The following is a 15,557-nucleotide window of genomic DNA, read 5'->3' on the forward strand; positions in this document are numbered from 1 at the left end:
CCATGTCCATCGTGATCATCGGCGGCGGCGTCATCGGCAGCGCCATCGCCTACGAACTGACACGCCAGCGGCCGGGCTGTGAGGTCGTGGTGGTGGAGCGTGACCCGAGCTACGCGCAGGCCTCTTCGGCCCTGTCGGCCAGCTCCATCCGCCAGCAGTTTTCCACCGACATCAACGTGCAGATCTCGGCCTATGGCATCGGCTTTCTGCGCAACGTGGGCAGCTTGCTGGCCTGCAAGGGCGACGTGCCCGACATCGGCCTGCACGAGGGCGGCTACCTCTACCTGGCCACCGCCGCGGGCGAGGCCACGCTGCGCGACAACCATGGACTGCAAAAACGCCATGGGGCCGATGTGGCGCTGCTCACGCCGGCCGAGCTGGCCGCGCGCTTCCCCTGGCTGGCGCTGCAGGATGTGACACTGGGCTCGCTCGGCCTGTCGGGCGAGGGCTGGTTCGATGGCTACCTGCTGCTCACCGCCCTGCGCAAGAAGGCACAGAGCCAGGGCGTGCGCTATGTGGCCGACGAGGCCGTGGGTTTCGAGATGGCCACCAGCGGCGGCGTGCAGCATGTCACTGCCGTGCGGCTGAAAAGCGGTGCCACGCTGCCTTGCAGCCAGGTCGTGAATGCCGGTGGCCCCTGGGCCGGCGCCATCGCGGGCTGGGCCGGTATCGCGCTGCCCGTGGTGGGCAAGCGCCGCACCGTGTTCCATCTCTCCAGTCCTGCATCGTTGCCGCGTTGCCCGCTGCTCATCGACACCAGCGGCATCTGGCTGCGGCCCGAGGGCAGTGGCTTCATCGCGGGCTTCGCGCCGCCGGCCGACCAGGACGCGGACTTCGCCCCGCTCGACCCCGAGCACCACGCCTTCGAGGAGCATGTCTGGCCCACCCTGGCCGAGCGCATCCCGGGCTTCGAGGCGCTGCGCATGCAGGGCGCCTGGGCCGGCTACTACGAGATGAACACCTTCGACCACAACGCCATCGTGGGCCTGTCCCCCGATTGCGACAACCTGGTCTTCGCCAACGGCTTCTCGGGCCATGGCCTGCAGCAGTGCCCGGCCGTGGGCCGCGGCGTGGCCGAGCTGCTGCTCACGGGCGGCTACCAGAGCCTGGACCTCTCGCCGCTGTCCATCACGCGCATCGCACGCAACGCGCCGCTGCTCGAAAAGAACGTGATCTGAGCCCTGACGCAAGACACGCTTCACCCTTTTCCCAACCATAAGCACAAGGAGACGACGACATGGCATCTTTCCACAAGGTCACTTTCACCGCGCTGGCCGCAGGGCTGGCAATCGCCTGCATGGCCTTCGCGCCTGCGCATGCGCAAACAGCGGCCACCACCACGCTCGACAAGATCAAGGCGTCGGGCAAGGTGGTGCTTGGCGTGCGCGAGACCTCGCCGCCCATGGCCTATGCACTGGGCGCCAACGACAAGTACGTGGGCTACCACGTCGAGCTGTGCGAGCGCGTGCTCAAGGAGATCGCGCCCACCGCCAAGCTCGAATACATGGCCGTGACCGCGCAGAACACGCTGCCGCTGGTGCAGAACGGCACGCTCGACATCGGCTGCGGCCCCACCACCAACAACACCGCGCGCCAGCAGCAGGTGGCCTTCGCCGTGACCACCTACGTGAGCGAAGTGCGCATGGCGGTGCGCACGGACTCGGACCTGAAGTCCATCAGCCAGCTCGCGGGCCGCACCATCGCGGCGTCCACCGGCACCACGGCCGTGCAACTCTTGCGCAAGCAGGAGCGTGCCCTGGGCGGTGCACCCATCAAGACCGTGTTGGGCAAGGACCACCACGAAAGCTTCCTGCTGCTCGAATCCGGCCGCGCCGACGCCTTCGTGCTCGACGACAACCTGCTGGCCGGCATGATCGCCAACTCCAAGGACCCCTCGGCCTACCGCATCGTGGGCGAGCCGCTGGGCGCCGAGCCGATCGCGCTGCTGTTCCGCAAGGACGACCCGACCTTCAAGGCTGCCGTGGACGGCGTGCTCACCAAGCTCATGCAGAGCGGCGAGATGGAGAAGATCTACACCAAGTGGTTCGTCGCCCCCATCCCGCCCAAGAACGTGGGCCTGAACCTGCCGCTGGGCACCACACTGCGCCAGCTGTTCGCTGCCCCCAACGACAAGCCCCTGGAGACCTACCAGCAATGAACGCCGCCATCCCCGCCACGGCCTTTCGCGCGGCCGACCGCATCAGCGCCATCGGTGTCTCGGACATCGTGCGCATCACCCAGGCCGCCAACGAGCTCAAGCGCCAGGGCCAGCCCGTGATCGTGCTGGGCCTGGGCGAGCCGGACTTCGATACGCCCCTGCACATCCAGGAGGCGGCGCAGCAGGCCATGGCGCGGGGTGAGACCCACTACACCGTGCTGGACGGCACGCCCGAGCTCAAGGCCGCCATCCAGCACAAGTTCCGCAAGGACAACGGGCTGGAGTTCGCCACCCACGAGATCACGGTGGGTGCCGGTGCCAAGCAGGTCATCTACAACGCGCTGATGGCCAGCCTGAACCCCGGCGACGAGGTGATCCTGCCCGCACCGTACTGGACCTCGTACGCCGACATGGTGCTGATCGCAGGCGGCGTGCCCGTGGTGGTGCCCTGCAGCGAGGCCAACGGCTTTCGCATCACGCCCGAACAGCTCGACGCCGCGATCACGCCGCGCACGCGCTGGGTGTTCATCAACTCTCCCTCCAACCCCAGCGGCACGGCCTACAGCGCCGAACAGCTCCAGCCCATCCTGCAGGTGGTGCTGAACCACCCGCAGGTCTGGGTGCTGGCGGACGACATCTACGAGCACATCCTGTACGACGGCCATGCCTTCGCCACACCCGCGGCGGTGATGCCTGCGCTGCGCGAGCGCACGCTCACAGTGAACGGGGTTTCCAAGTCGTATGCCATGACGGGCTGGCGCATCGGCTACGGCGCGGGCCCGCGCGCACTGATTGCGGCCATGGCCGTGGTGCAGAGCCAGGCCACTTCGTGCGCCTCGTCCATCAGCCAGGCTGCGGCCGTGGCCGCGCTCACCGGCCCGCAGGACATCGTGGCCGAGCGCTGCCGCGAGTTCCAGGCGCGGCGCGACCTGGTGGTGGCTTCTCTCAACGCATCGCCCGGGCTGCGCTGCCGCGTGCCCGAAGGCGCGTTCTACACCTTCGCCAGCTGCGAAGGCGTGCTGGGCCGCACCACGCCGGGCGGTGCCACGCTGCGCAGCGATGCCGATTTCTGCGACTACTTGCTGCGCGAGTTCCATGTGGCCGTGGTGCCCGGCAGCGTGCTGGGGCTGGCGCCGTACTTCCGTATCTCGTACGCTGCGTCCATGGCCGACCTGCAGGAAGCCTGCGCGCGCATCCGCCGCGCATGCGAGGCGCTGCGCTGAGGCCCCTGTGATTTCCTTTTTCTGTTTCTCTCGTTCCGGACCTCTGACATGACCACGCCTTCCCCTTCCAGCACCACCACCGCCAGCCGCACGGGCGGCCAGATCCTGGTGCAGCAGCTCATCACCCACGGCGTCAAGCAGCTGTTCTGCGTGCCGGGCGAGAGCTACCTGGCCGTGCTGGATGCGCTGCACGATGCGAGCATCGCCGTCACCGTCTGCCGCCAGGAAGGCGGCGCCGCCATGATGGCCGAGGCCCAGGGCAAGCTCACGGGCCGGCCGGGCATCTGCTTCGTCACGCGCGGCCCGGGCGCCACCAATGCCTCGGCCGGCGTGCACATCGCGCACCAGGACTCGACCCCCATGATCCTGTTCGTGGGCCAGGTGGCGCGCGGGGCGCTGGGGCGCGAGGCTTTCCAGGAGCTGGACTACGGTGCCGTGTTCGGCACCATGGCCAAGTGGGTGGTGGAGATCGACGACCCGGCGCGCGTGCCCGAACTCATCTCGCGCGCCTTCCACGTCGCCACCTCGGGCCGCCCCGGCCCCGTGGTGGTGGCCCTGCCCGAGGACATGCTGACCGAGGCCGCCAGCGTGGCCGACGCGCTGCCCTACCAGGTGGCCGAGACCCACCCTGGCGCCGCGCAGATGGCCGAGCTGGCCGAGCGCCTGGGCAAGGCGAAGCAGCCCGTGGCCATCCTGGGCGGCAGCCGCTGGTCCGAGCAGGCCGTGCGCGAGTTCACGGCCTTTGCCGAAGCCTGGTCGCTGCCCGTGTACTGCTCGTTCCGCCGGCAGATGCTGTTCCCGGCCACGCACGCCTGCTATGGCGGCGACCTGGGCCTGGGCGTGAACCCCAAGCTGCTCGCGCGCATCCGCGCGTCGGACCTGGTGCTGGTCGTTGGTGGCCGCCTGTCCGAAGTGCCCTCGCAGGGCTACGAGCTGTTCGCCATCCCCAACCCTGTGCAGCCGCTGGTGCACGTGCATGCCGACGCCGACGAACTGGGCCGGCTGTACCGCCCCGCGCAGGCCATCCATGCCACGCCGCAGGCCTTCACGGCCGCGCTGGCTGCGGTACGCCCCACGGCCGCCATGCCCTGGGCGGCCCATGCCGAGGCCGCCCATGCCGAGTACCTGGCCTGGAGCGATACCGCCCCCATCCGCATCCCCGGTGACTTGCAGATGGGCCAGGTGATGCAGCACCTCAAGGAAGTGCTGCCGGCCGACACCATCTTCTGCAATGGCGCAGGCAACTTCGCCACCTGGATCCACCGCTTCTGGCCCTTCACGACCTATGCCAGCCAGCTGGCGCCCACCAGCGGCTCCATGGGCTACGGCCTGCCGGCCGGCGTGGTCGGCAAGCGCCTGTGGCCGCAGCGCGAGGTGGTGATCTTCGCGGGCGACGGCGACTTCCTCATGCACGGCCAGGAGTTCGCCACCGCCGTGCAGTACGGCCTGCCCATCATCGTGGTGCTGCTGGACAACGCCATGTACGGCACCATCCGCATGCACCAGGAGCGCGAGTACCCGGGCCGCATCAGCGCCACGGCCCTCAAGAACCCCGACTTCAAGGCCTATGCCCAGGCCTTCGGCGGCCATGGTGAGCGCGTCACCAGCACCGAGGAATTCGGCCCTGCATTGGCCCGAGCCCGTGCCAGCGGCCTGCCCAGCGTGCTGCACTGCCTGATCGACCCCGAGGCCATCACGCCCACGGGCACGCTGCAGGGCCTGCGCAACGCGGCCCTGGCCAAGAAGTAGTCGTACCGCATCCAACCCTGCTTTCGGCCGGGCGGCTGACAGCAGGGTGGCGGCGCTTTTGCGCACAATGGAGGCCGTGACCTCCGCCCCGCCCGACGAGCCTTCCGCACCGCGCCTGCGCCGCATTGCGCACCTCGACATGGATGCCTTCTTCGCATCCGTCGAGCTGCTGCGCTACCCGCAGCTCAAGGGCCTGGCCGTGGTCATCGGCGGCGGGCGGCGCAAGGTCGACGAGCTGCTGCACCAAAGCCCCGACGGCCAGGGCCTGCGCGAGCCGCACTTCATCCCGGTGGCCGACTTCCCCCTGCTCAAGGACTATGTGGGCCGGGGCGTCATCACCACGGCCACCTATGCGGCGCGGCAGTTCGGTGTGGGCTCGGCCATGGGCATGATGAAGGCGGCCAAGCTCTGCCCCGACGCCATCGTGCTGCCCGTGGATTTCGAGGAGGTGCGCCGCTTCTCGCGCCTGTTCAAGAGCACCATCACCGAGATCGCGCCCGTGATGCAGGACCGCGGCGTGGACGAGGTCTACATCGACTTCACCGATGTACCCGGCGGCCAGCGCGAAGGGGGCAGGGTGCTGGCGCGGCTGATCCAGAAGAGCATCTTCGACGTGACGGGCCTGACCTGCTCCATCGGCGTGGCACCCAACCGGCTGCTGGCCAAGATGGCCAGCGAGTTCAACAAGCCCAATGGCATTTCCATCGTTTACGAAGAGGATCTGAAGGACAGGATCTGGCCACTCAACGTGCGCAAGATCAATGGCATCGGCCCCAAGGCGGGCGAGAAGCTGGCGAGCCTGGGCATAGTGACCATTGGCCAGCTTGCGGCGCAAGACCCGCAGTGGCTCATCGAACGCTTCGGCAAGTCGAGCGGCGCCTGGATGCACCGCGTGGCCTGGGGCCGCGACGAGAGCCCCGTGGTCACCGAGAGCGAACCCGTGAGCATGAGCCGCGAGACCACCTTCGACCGCGACCTGCACGCCGTGCGCGACAGGGCGGAGCTGGGCCGCATCTTCACCGACCTGTGCGAGCGCGTGGCGGCCGACCTGCAGCGCAAGGGCTATGTGGGCAAGACCATCGGCATCAAGCTGCGCTACGACGACTTCAGGATCGCCACGCGCGACCAGACGCTGGACCGCTACACCCAGGACGCGGCCACCATCCGCCGCACGGCGGGCCTGTGCCTCAAGCGGGTGCCGCTGGACCGCAAGCTGCGCTTGCTGGGCGTGCGCGTGGGCACGCTGGAGCGCGAGGGCGATGTGCCCGACGGCCCGCCCGAGCCGCGCCCGCCCCGGTCGCGCGAGGCCGACCCCTACACCCGTCCGCTGTTCTGAGCCACATCGCTGCCGCCGCACCGGGGGGGCGCGATCTTGACGAATTCTTACGCCAGGCTTACATTGGAGTGCCCTCTGGCGGAGATGGTCATGACGCTCAACGAGCTCCAACGCATCAAGCAATGGCATGTGGACCACCGGGTCGAGCATCCGCTGGAATACCACCTGTGGGATCTGGTGCTTACGCTCTGGCTCATGGGCTGGGTGGGCTGGGTGCCCACGTGCGTGCTGGGCGATGCCTGGGCGGCGCCCCTGTGTCTTGCAGGTACCTTGCTGCCCAGCCTCTATGTGGCCTGGCGCGCCCGGGCGCACCGCTTGAACCGGTTGCGATGCGACTGGCTGAAGTAAACAAGCACCCCCTGAGCGGCTACGCCGCCTCCCCCTCTCTCATATTGCTTCGCAATCTGGGAGGGGGACGCCCCCAGCGCGGCGGGGCGGCCCTTGCGCGGGGGCACTGGCCTGGGTCGCGCCAGTATCGTGCGCCACGAAGCACCCAAGCCGTTGGGTTGGCTGCGCCGGCTCAGGTGCTCACTGTCTTGCCGTGCGCACGTTGCCTGGCAGGGCCTGGGGGTGGCTGGTGCGCAGCGGGTTGATGTCCAGGCCGCCGCGGCGCGTGTAGCGTGCGTAGACCGTGAGCTTGAGCGGCTTGCAGCGCGTCCACAGGTCCATGAAGATGCGCTCCACGCACTGCTCGTGGAATTCGTTGTGGTTGCGAAAGCTCACCAGGTACTGCAGCAGCCCCTCCTGGTCGATGGGCGCGCCGGTGTAGCGGATCTGCACGCTGCCCCAGTCGGGCTGGCCCGTCACCAGGCAGTTGCTCTTGAGCAGGTTGCTGGTGAGCACCTCGGTCACCGGGGGCTCGTCGTGCACGGCATGCAGCAGTTCGGGGGCGGGCTGGTAGTGCGTGCATTCCACATCCAGGCGGTCCAGGCTCAGGCCGTCGAGTTCGTGCACGGGCTCCTGGTCGAACATCTCGGGCAGCAGCAGCTTCACGCCCACCGTGGCCGGGTGTTCGGCACTGCGCCAGACGGCCTCGCTCACATCGGCGCGGATGCGCGCCTGCACCTCGGAGGGGTCGGCAAAGCGCGTGTTGTTGAAGCTGTTGAGGTAGAGCTTGAAGGACTTGCTCTCGACGATGTTGGGCGTCTCGCACGGGATGGTGATGTGCAGCAGGGCCACCTGCGGCTTGCCGCGCTGGTTGAGCCAGGACAGCTCGAACGCCGTCCACAGGTCCGCGCCGAAGAAGGGCGGGGCCGCGGTGATGCCGATCTCGGCGCGCTTGCCCGCGCGCGGGATGGGGAACAGCAGCGAGGCATCGTACTGGTCCACATAGGCCGAGGCCTTGCCCAGCTGGGATTGTTCGGGGGTGTTGTCGTTCATGGCGGGGTCCTCCTGTTGTCGGGCACAGGCACAGGCCTTATTTGAATTCGCGCTCGCGCAGCCACTTGGTGGCGATCCACTTCTCGCCGGCAATCACCGGTGCGCCACCGTGCAAGGTCTTGGTGGAGGGGTGGGCGCGCTCGTAGCTGAAGAACACGGCGTTGCCGCGCTGCGGGCCGACTTCGACATGCACGTCGGGGAAGGTGGTGCCGCCGCCTTTTTCGGGCGTGTTGAGGTACATGACCAGGGTGCCCACGCGCTGGCCGCCGCGCTTCAGGATGGTGGGTGTGCCCGGCTCGCCGGGGTCGAAATAGTCGTAGTGCGGTTTGTACTCGGCGCCGGGGCGGTAGTGCAGCACCTGCAGGCCTTCGCCGTTCTCGATGGGCCAGTCTAGCAGGCGCGCGATGCGCTCCTCGATGCGCTGCACCACGGCGTTCTCGCCGCGCTGGAAGAACATGCCATCGCTGGTGCGGTCGGCATTGATCTCCTCGCCGCCGGTCTTGGTGGCCACGGTGAGCGAGCGCGCCATGCGCGGCTCGGCGGCCGCGATCAGGGCGTCGCATTCCTCGTCGGAGAGCAGGTTGCCGAACACCACGACGCGCGGCTTGGCGATGGCGAGCAGCACCTTCACCACGCGGTCGCCGGCATCGACCTCGGCGGGCGATTCGTCCAGCAGGGGCTCGGGCACCTTCACGGCGGGCGGCTGGCCCTGCTGCTCGGCCAGGGCATTGAGGTGGTCCTGCAGCGTGATTTCCAGCGCTTCGGCGGCCACGTCCTCGTTCCAGCCCGCATCGCGCATGGATTGCAGCACCACGGGGGCGGCAAAGCCGGCCTCGGCCTGTTCGATGATCCAGCGGCGCAGCTCGGGCGTGATGGCCTGGCGCGCAGCAGCGGCGGTGGCGCTGGAAGGCGACTGTTCGGAAGACGATGCCATGGCAGATCTCACACGTTGGTCTTGCGCCGGAACACCAGGCGCTCAGGTTGGGAGGCGGCGGGAGCAAAAGTGTAGCCTTCCAGGTCAAAGCCCTGGAGCGCGTGCGGGGTCGCCAGGCGGTGGCCGATGGCGTAGCGCGCCATCAGCCCGCGCGCGCGCTTGGCGTGGAAGCTGATGATCTTGTAGGCGCCGCCCTTCCAGTCCTCGAACACGCATTCGATCACGCGGGCCTTGAGGGCCTTGGTGTCCACGGCCTTGAAGTACTCCTGCGAGGCCAGGTTCACCACCACGGGCGTGGTGTCGGCGCGCAGCCGGGTGTTCAGGTGTTTGGCGATGCGGTCGCCCCAGTACTGGTAGAGGTTGCTGCCGGCCTCGGTGGCCAGGCGCGTGCCCATCTCCAGGCGGTAGGGCTGCATCAGGTCCAGCGGGCGCAGCATGCCGTACAGGCCGCTCAGGATGCACACATGGTCCTGCGCCCACTGCAGTTCCTCGGGGCCCAGGGTGCGCGCGTCCAGGCCTTCGTAGACGTCGCCGTTGAAGGCCAGCAGCGCCTGGCGTGCATTGGCGGCCGTGAAGCGCGGCTTCCAGGCCTGGTAGCGCGCCACGTTCAGGGCAGCGAGCTTGTCGCTCAGCGACATCAGCGTGGCGATGTCCTGGGGCGACTTTTCGCGCAGCACCCGGATCAGGTCCTTGGATTGCGGCACGAACTGCGGCAGCGTGTGCGGCAGGTCTGGCGGCAGCGGGGTTTCATAGTCCAGCGACTTGGCGGGGGACAGCAGGAACAGCATGGTGGCGTGGTGGTTCGTAAGGCCCGGAAAAACAGCAGGCAGGGCAACGTGGACGTGGGCGCAAGGATACCGGCATCTGCGGCACGCCTGCACAAAGACCGGACCCCAAAGCAAGAAGGCGGCCGAGGCCGCCTTCTTGTGTGCTCAGCGCATCACGCCGCTGGGGGTTGCTCGAACGGGAGCTTCATCGCCGAGAGGTCGCGGCGGGTTTCCACCAGCACCAGCGGGCCTTCGTCGATCACCACCACGGGTGGGCGCTCGCGCGGCACATGGATGGGCTTGGGCTCTGCTGCGATTGCGGCCTGTGCGGCAGCGATCTTGGCGGCATCGGAGTTCACCCACTGCAGGCCCGACGATTCGGCGACCTGGTGCAGCTCGGCGAGCGGCAGGGTGAAGGCCTGCACGCGGGGCAGGCCGGTGGCGGGGGCTGGCGCAGCCACCACGGGCGCGGCGGCTGCCGGCACGGGGGCGGCCACAGGCGCTGCCACGGGGGCGGGCGCGGCGGCAACGGGGGCTGGAGCGCTCTCAGTCACTGGTGCCGTGACCGGGGCTGCTGCCACGGGTGCGGCGGCTTCGGCGGGGGCGCTGAAGTAGCTGCGGCGGGGCGCTTCGTCCTGGGATGCGTCCGTGGGGGCCGCGGCCGCCGAGGTATCGAAGTCCAGCAGCGGGGCGGCTGCCGGTGCGGCTGCGCCCTCGGCGTTCTCGCGCGGACCGCGCTCGCCGCGTTCGCGGCGGTCGCGGCCATAGCGGTCGCGCGAGCGGCGCTCGCGGCGCTGCTCTTCGCTGCCCGCTGCGCTGTTGGCCGACTCGTTGCCGGTCAGGTCCAGGTCGGGCAGCAGTGCCAGTGGCGAGGTGTCGGCGAAATCGCCTGCCGGTGCGGCCTGCTCGGCGCCCTCGGCATTGCGGGGCGTGCGCTCACCGCGATCGCCACGTTCGCGGCGGCCGGAGCCGTCACCGCGCTCGCGGCGGGGGCCGCGCTCGCCGCGTTCACCACGCGGGGGCTGGCCGGCGTTGGCGTCGCTGCCACCGCCGATCGGGCCTTCCACCTGGGCGCCGGCCACGGCGGCAGCCTGCTCGCCATTCAGTGCGTTGGCGTTGGCCTGGTTGCGGTTGTCGCCATCGTTGCGGCCACGGCCATTGCGGCCACCGCGTCCTTCACGGCCCTCGCCCTCGGGGCGGCGTTCGCCACCTTCACGCGGTGGGCGATTGCCCTGGCCTTCGGCGTCGCGCGGTGCACGGCCTTCGGCCGAGCGCTCGCCGCGGCGGCCACGGCCTTCTGCGGCGCCTTCGCGGTTGCCACCGTCACGGCCGCCGCCTTCGCGCTGGCCTTCGCTGCGGCCAGGCGCGTCGCGGTTGCTGCGGCGTCCGCCACGGTTTTCGCCACGGCCATCGCGGCGGGGTTCACGGGCCGGTGCCGCCTCTGCAGCAGGTGCGGGCGCGGGGGCCGGTGCTGCCACCGGCGCTGGCGCGGGGGCAGCGCCACCGAACAGGCTTCCGATGCTGCTCTTGAGCCAGGCAAAAAAGCCTTGCTCCTGCGGTGCGGCCGGGGCGGCAGCAGCCGGTGCCGGTGCGGGCGTGGGGGCTGCGGCAGGCGTGGCAGCGGGGCGCTGGCCTTGCTGGCCTGCGCGCGCAGGGCGTGCCGCGCCTTCGGGGCGGGGCTCGACCTGCGGGGCCGGGGCATCGGGCAGCACGCCCTTGATCACCGGGGTCTGCTTGTTGGTGGGTTCCTGCGAGCGGCGCGTCACCGAGGTGGGGTCTTCCACATCTTCGGCGAGCTTGTAGCTGGCTTCGATGTGGTCCAGGCGCGGGTCGTCGTGCTTGAGGCGCTCCAGGCGGTAGTTGGGGGTTTCCAGCGTCTTGTTGGGCACCATCAGCACGGCCACGCGCTGCTTGAGTTCGATCTTGGCGATCTCGGTGCGCTTTTCGTTGAGCAGGAACGAGGCCACTTCCACGGGCACCTGGCAGTGCACGGCGGCCGTGTTGTCCTTCATCGACTCTTCCTGGATGATGCGCAGGATCTGCAGGGCCGAGGATTCGGTGTCGCGGATGTGGCCCGAGCCGCCGCAACGGGGGCAGGGGATGGACGAACCTTCGGACAGCGCGGGCTTCAGGCGCTGGCGGCTCATCTCCATGAGGCCGAACTTGCTGATGGTGCCGAACTGCACGCGGGCGCGGTCCTGGCGCAGCGCGTCGCGCAGGCGGTTTTCCACTTCGCGGCGGTTCTTGCTCTCCTCCATGTCGATGAAGTCGATCACGATCAGGCCGCCCAGGTCGCGCAGGCGCATCTGGCGCGCCACTTCGTCGGCGGCTTCCAGGTTGGTGCGGGTGGCGGTTTCCTCGATGTCGCCGCCCTTGATGGCGCGGGCCGAGTTCACGTCCACGCTGACCAGCGCTTCGGTGTGGTCGATCACGATGGCGCCGCCCGAGGGCAGTTGCACGGTGCGGGCGTAGGCCGACTCGATCTGGTGCTCGATCTGGAAGCGGCTGAACAGGGCGGCGTCGTCGCGGTAGCGCTTCACGCGGGCGGCATGCTCGGGCATGACGTGCGCCATGAACTGCTGCGCCTGCTCGTAGATGTCGTCGGTATCGATGAGGATGTCACCGATGTCGCTGTTGAAGTAGTCGCGGATCGCGCGGATGACGAGGCTCGATTCCTGGTAGATCAGGAAGGCGCCCTTGCCACCCTTGGCGGCGCCGTCGATGGCGTTCCACAGCTTGAGCAGGTAGTTCAGGTCCCACTGCAGTTCGGGCGCGGTGCGGCCGATGCCGGCGGTGCGCGCGATGATGGACATGCCGTTCGGGTATTCCAGCTGGTCCATCGCCTCCTTGAGCTCGGCGCGGTCCTCGCCCTCGATGCGGCGCGATACGCCACCACCGCGGGGGTTGTTGGGCATCAGCACCACATAGCGGCCGGCCAGCGAGACGAAGGTGGTCAGGGCTGCGCCCTTGTTGCCGCGCTCTTCCTTTTCGACCTGGACCAGCAGTTCCTGGCCTTCGCGGATCACTTCATTGATGCGCGCCTGGCTGGGCGAGACGCCCGGGGCGAAGTAGCTGCGCGAGATTTCCTTGAACGGCAGGAAGCCGTGGCGGTCTTCGCCGTAGTCGACGAAGCAGGCTTCCAGCGAGGGCTCGACGCGCGTGACGACGGCCTTGTAGATGTTGCCCTTGCGCTGCTCGCGCCCTTCGATCTCGATCTCATAGTCGAGGAGCTTTTGTCCGTCGACGATGGCCAGGCGCCGTTCTTCGGGCTGCGTGGCGTTGATGAGCATCCGCTTCATGATGCGATTCCTTCTTGTGTTTCGCGGTGGGCAGCGGCGCAGCCATCAGGCCTTGCGCGGGCTGCCACCCGCAGTTCCAAACCATTGAACAAGCTCTACAGGAGCCGTGAATGCCTGGACTGACGCGTCGAAACGAAGGGAATTGCCGGGGATGCCGAAAGCCTGCCGCGCGTTAGCGCGGCAGCAAAAGGCAGGGGCGCGTGGAAGGGGGCGAGTGGGAGAGGCGCAGTTTTGCCACGAACAAGGCGGCTGGTTGCGCTTGCCGGGTGGCTGCCACAGGCCCTTGCCATTGCGCGCGCATGGCCAGGGGCATGCGCCACCGCCACAAGGTCACAATCCAGGCCATCAACAACCACATGCTCGCTTCGATCCGCTGGCAGACCTTGCCCTGGTGGGGCGCATCTGCCAGCTTGGGGGATTCCGTATCAGTGTTTCAATCTGTCAGCCCGCCGGCTGGCACCCAGGCCATTGCAGGCATCTGGCCTGCAATCTGCGTGGGCGACACCCGCTGGCATCGACCGGCCTGCGCACGTGTGGCGGTCGTGTGGACTAAACTCCAGACAAATCAACCACTTACACAGCAACGCGCAGGTGAAACACATTATAGGGGGCAAACCGCCATCCGGCCCCGCCCCGGCTTCCAACCCGCCGGCCGCCCGGCTCGTCGAGGTCGACGAGGACTCGGCGGGCCAGCGCCTCGATAACTTTTTGATACGCCACCTCAAGGGTGTGCCCAAGACGCATGTCTACCGCATCATCCGCAGCGGCGAGGTGCGCATCAACAAGGGCCGTGCCAGCGCCGACACCCGGGTGGAGACGGGGGATGTGGTGCGCCTGCCACCCGTGCGCGTCTCCGACAAGGTGGCGGAGAAGGCCGAGCGCCCTGCACCCGCGCGCGAATTTCCCATCCTGCTCGAAGACGAGCACCTGATCGCCCTGGACAAGCCGGCCGGCGTGGCCGTGCATGGCGGCAGCGGCGTCAGCTTCGGCGTGATCGAGCAATTGCGCCAGGCCCGGCCCGGCACGAAGTTCCTGGAGCTGGTGCACCGGCTGGACCGCGACACCTCGGGGATCCTGCTGGTGGCCAAGAAGCGCTCGGCGCTCACGCACCTGCAGGACCAGTTCCGCGAGCGCGAAACCGGCAAGACCTACCTGGCCCTGGTCACGGGGGTGTGGGCTGCCAACAACAAGGTCATCGACCTGCCGCTGCACAAGTACCTGCAGGCCGATGGCGAGCGCCGCGTGCGCGTGACCACGGCCGACGACCCCGAGGGCATGCGCTCCATCACCCTGGTCAAGGTGCGCCAGAAGGTGCCAGCGCGCCAGGAGCAGGGCCTGCCGGCCATGACGCTGCTGGAGGTGACCATCAAGACCGGGCGCACCCACCAGATCCGCGTGCACCTGGCCAGCCAGGGGCATGCCATCGTGGGGGATGACAAGTACGGCGACTTCGAGCTGAACAAACGCTTGCAGAAGCTGGGCATGCGGCGCATGTTCCTGCACGCCTGGAGGTTACAGTTCAACCACCCGGCCAGCGGCGAGCGCGTGGCACTGAATGCCGAATTGCCGCCCGAGCTGGCCGAATTTGTCCCTTCCTGACCGACCGACCGACCGACTGCCTGCATGCGCCCCACGTCCCGCCCCCGCCGTTTCGACCTGATTGCCTTCGACTGGGATGGCACCCTGTTCGACTCCACCCAGATCATCGTGCGCTGCATCCAGGCGGCCGTGAAGGACGTGGGCGGCAAGGTGCCCACGGACGAGGCGGCCTCGTACGTGATCGGCATGGCGCTGATGCAGGCGCTGGCCCATGCGGCGCCCGACGTGCCGCCCGAGAAATACACCGAGCTGGGCAACCGCTACCGTTTCCACTACCTGCAGCACCAGGACGACCTGAGCCTGTTCGAAGGCGTGCTGCCCATGCTGGCCGACCTGCGCGACGCCGGGCACCTGCTCACGGTGGCCACGGGCAAGAGCCGGCGCGGCCTGGACGAGGTGCTGCACTCCAAGGACCTCAAGGGCGTGTTCGATGGCTCGCGCACGGCCGACCAGACGGCCGGCAAGCCCCACCCCTTGATGCTGCAGGAGCTGATGGCCGAGTTCGATGTGCCGCCCGAGCGCGTGCTCATGATCGGTGACACCACGCACGACCTGCAGATGGCGCTGAACGCCGGCTGTCCCAGCGTGGGCGTGAGCTACGGGGCGCACGAGCCCGATGCCTTCCATGCACTGCAGCCGCTCGCAGTGGCCCATTCCGTGCGCGAGCTGCACGACTGGCTGCTGGCCAACGCTTGAGCGCCACCATGACGACCCCGGTCGAGTCCCATGCCATTCCCTTGTGCAACAGCGCCGAGCTGGTCGATGGCGGGCTGGCCGTGCCCTTTGACCTGGTCTATGCCGGTCAGACCTGCCGGGCCTTTGCCATCCGCTACCGCGGCGCGCCGCACGCCTACCTGAACCGCTGTACCCATGTGGCGATGGAGATGGACTACCAGCCGGGCCGCTTTTTCGACGACAGCGGCAACTGGCTGCTGTGTGCCACGCATGGCGCGGCCTACCTGCCCGACACGGGCCAGTGCGCGGGCGGGCCCTGCCGGGGCGGCCTGGTGAAGATCACCCTGTCGGAGTCCGGTGGCGTGGTGCACTGGCATACTGCGTACAACCTGCAGCCGGTCGAGTTCTAGATGACGAAGATGATCCGCCCTGGCGTG

13 protein-coding genes are annotated in these 15,557 nt (G+C 68.6%); 9 read left to right on the plus strand and 4 right to left on the minus strand.

What is annotated here, in order from left to right; translation table 11 throughout:
* Window positions 1–2: 2 nt before the first annotated feature.
* The 6 genes from AC3WOH_RS10595 to AC3WOH_RS10620 all read left to right on the plus strand — a co-directional run bounded on the left by AC3WOH_RS10595 (window position 3) and on the right by AC3WOH_RS10620 (window position 6,814).
* Window positions 3–1,178 carry an NAD(P)/FAD-dependent oxidoreductase gene (locus tag AC3WOH_RS10595; protein ID WP_492229317.1) on the plus strand — a complete coding sequence of 392 codons (1,176 nt, stop codon included), beginning with the start codon at window positions 3–5 and terminating at the stop codon, window positions 1,176–1,178.
* Window positions 1,179–1,237: 59 nt separating this feature from the next.
* Entirely contained in the window at window positions 1,238–2,158 is a 921-nt protein-coding gene (locus AC3WOH_RS10600) for an amino acid ABC transporter substrate-binding protein (RefSeq protein WP_492229318.1), read from the plus strand.
* Complete coding sequence (locus AC3WOH_RS10605; protein ID WP_492229319.1) at window positions 2,155–3,381, plus strand: pyridoxal phosphate-dependent aminotransferase; 1,227 nt, start codon at window positions 2,155–2,157, stop codon at window positions 3,379–3,381. The genes AC3WOH_RS10600 and AC3WOH_RS10605 overlap by 4 nt, the downstream gene beginning before the upstream one ends.
* Before the next feature lie 48 nt (window positions 3,382–3,429).
* Window positions 3,430–5,130: a thiamine pyrophosphate-binding protein gene (locus AC3WOH_RS10610; protein ID WP_492229320.1), complete on the plus strand. Its 1,701-nt coding sequence runs from the start codon at window positions 3,430–3,432 to the stop codon at window positions 5,128–5,130.
* Between the two features lie 67 nt (window positions 5,131–5,197).
* Window positions 5,198–6,466 carry a DNA polymerase Y family protein gene (locus AC3WOH_RS10615; protein ID WP_492229427.1) on the plus strand — a complete coding sequence of 423 codons (1,269 nt, stop codon included), beginning with the start codon at window positions 5,198–5,200 and terminating at the stop codon, window positions 6,464–6,466.
* A gap of 90 nt (window positions 6,467–6,556) precedes the next feature.
* Complete coding sequence (locus tag AC3WOH_RS10620) at window positions 6,557–6,814, plus strand: hypothetical protein (RefSeq protein WP_492229321.1); 258 nt, start codon at window positions 6,557–6,559, stop codon at window positions 6,812–6,814.
* Window positions 6,815–6,994: 180 nt separating this feature from the next.
* Here the strand turns inward: AC3WOH_RS10620 and queF are convergent, their stop codons facing one another.
* The 4 genes from queF to AC3WOH_RS10640 form a co-directional block, all read right to left on the minus strand.
* The gene (gene queF, locus AC3WOH_RS10625) at window positions 6,995–7,846 is read right to left on the minus strand and encodes an NADPH-dependent 7-cyano-7-deazaguanine reductase QueF (protein WP_492229323.1); all 852 of its coding nucleotides are present in this window, start codon (window positions 7,844–7,846) and stop codon (window positions 6,995–6,997) included.
* A gap of 37 nt (window positions 7,847–7,883) precedes the next feature.
* Window positions 7,884–8,780 carry a 2OG-Fe(II) oxygenase gene (locus AC3WOH_RS10630; protein ID WP_492229324.1) on the minus strand — a complete coding sequence of 299 codons (897 nt, stop codon included), beginning with the start codon at window positions 8,778–8,780 and terminating at the stop codon, window positions 7,884–7,886.
* Between the two features lie 8 nt (window positions 8,781–8,788).
* Window positions 8,789–9,568 (minus strand): peroxide stress protein YaaA, encoded by a 780-nt coding sequence (gene yaaA, locus AC3WOH_RS10635; RefSeq protein WP_492229325.1) that lies wholly within the window; start codon window positions 9,566–9,568, stop codon window positions 8,789–8,791.
* 152 nt (window positions 9,569–9,720) lie between these two features.
* Window positions 9,721–12,846 carry an Rne/Rng family ribonuclease gene (locus AC3WOH_RS10640; RefSeq protein ID WP_492229326.1) on the minus strand — a complete coding sequence of 1,042 codons (3,126 nt, stop codon included), beginning with the start codon at window positions 12,844–12,846 and terminating at the stop codon, window positions 9,721–9,723.
* Between the two features lie 591 nt (window positions 12,847–13,437).
* Here AC3WOH_RS10640 and AC3WOH_RS10645 point away from each other — a divergent pair.
* From AC3WOH_RS10645 to AC3WOH_RS10655, 3 genes are read left to right on the plus strand one after another with little or no spacing between them, the layout of a single operon-like run.
* Window positions 13,438–14,445, plus strand: coding sequence for an RluA family pseudouridine synthase (locus AC3WOH_RS10645; RefSeq protein WP_492229327.1), 1,008 nt, complete (start codon window positions 13,438–13,440; stop codon window positions 14,443–14,445).
* A 24-nt stretch (window positions 14,446–14,469) separates the two neighbouring features.
* Window positions 14,470–15,141 (plus strand): HAD family hydrolase, encoded by a 672-nt coding sequence (locus tag AC3WOH_RS10650; RefSeq protein ID WP_492229328.1) that lies wholly within the window; start codon window positions 14,470–14,472, stop codon window positions 15,139–15,141.
* 8 nt (window positions 15,142–15,149) lie between these two features.
* Complete coding sequence (locus AC3WOH_RS10655; RefSeq protein WP_492229329.1) at window positions 15,150–15,530, plus strand: Rieske (2Fe-2S) protein; 381 nt, start codon at window positions 15,150–15,152, stop codon at window positions 15,528–15,530.
* The last annotated feature ends 27 nt before the right edge of the window (window positions 15,531–15,557 follow it).

The sequence above is a fragment of the Acidovorax sp. FW305-C-20-28 genome, assembly GCF_058783375.1.

Bases quoted from the DNA above. Each gene is read 5' to 3' on its own strand.
- AC3WOH_RS10610 (WP_492229320.1), top strand. From the start codon at position 3,430: ATGACCACGCCTTCCCCTTCCAGCACCACCACCGCCAGCCGCACGGGC.
- AC3WOH_RS10630 (WP_492229324.1), bottom strand. From the start codon at position 8,780: ATGGCATCGTCTTCCGAACAGTCGCCTTCCAGCGCCACCGCCGCTGCT.
- AC3WOH_RS10615 (WP_492229427.1), top strand. From the start codon at position 5,198: ATGGAGGCCGTGACCTCCGCCCCGCCCGACGAGCCTTCCGCACCGCGC.
- AC3WOH_RS10640 (WP_492229326.1), bottom strand. From the start codon at position 12,846: ATGAAGCGGATGCTCATCAACGCCACGCAGCCCGAAGAACGGCGCCTG.
- AC3WOH_RS10600 (WP_492229318.1), top strand. From the start codon at position 1,238: ATGGCATCTTTCCACAAGGTCACTTTCACCGCGCTGGCCGCAGGGCTG.
- yaaA (WP_492229325.1), bottom strand. From the start codon at position 9,568: ATGCTGTTCCTGCTGTCCCCCGCCAAGTCGCTGGACTATGAAACCCCG.
- queF (WP_492229323.1), bottom strand. From the start codon at position 7,846: ATGAACGACAACACCCCCGAACAATCCCAGCTGGGCAAGGCCTCGGCC.
- AC3WOH_RS10650 (WP_492229328.1), top strand. From the start codon at position 14,470: ATGCGCCCCACGTCCCGCCCCCGCCGTTTCGACCTGATTGCCTTCGAC.
- AC3WOH_RS10605 (WP_492229319.1), top strand. From the start codon at position 2,155: ATGAACGCCGCCATCCCCGCCACGGCCTTTCGCGCGGCCGACCGCATC.
- AC3WOH_RS10595 (WP_492229317.1), top strand. From the start codon at position 3: ATGTCCATCGTGATCATCGGCGGCGGCGTCATCGGCAGCGCCATCGCC.
- AC3WOH_RS10655 (WP_492229329.1), top strand. From the start codon at position 15,150: ATGACGACCCCGGTCGAGTCCCATGCCATTCCCTTGTGCAACAGCGCC.
- AC3WOH_RS10620 (WP_492229321.1), top strand. From the start codon at position 6,557: ATGACGCTCAACGAGCTCCAACGCATCAAGCAATGGCATGTGGACCAC.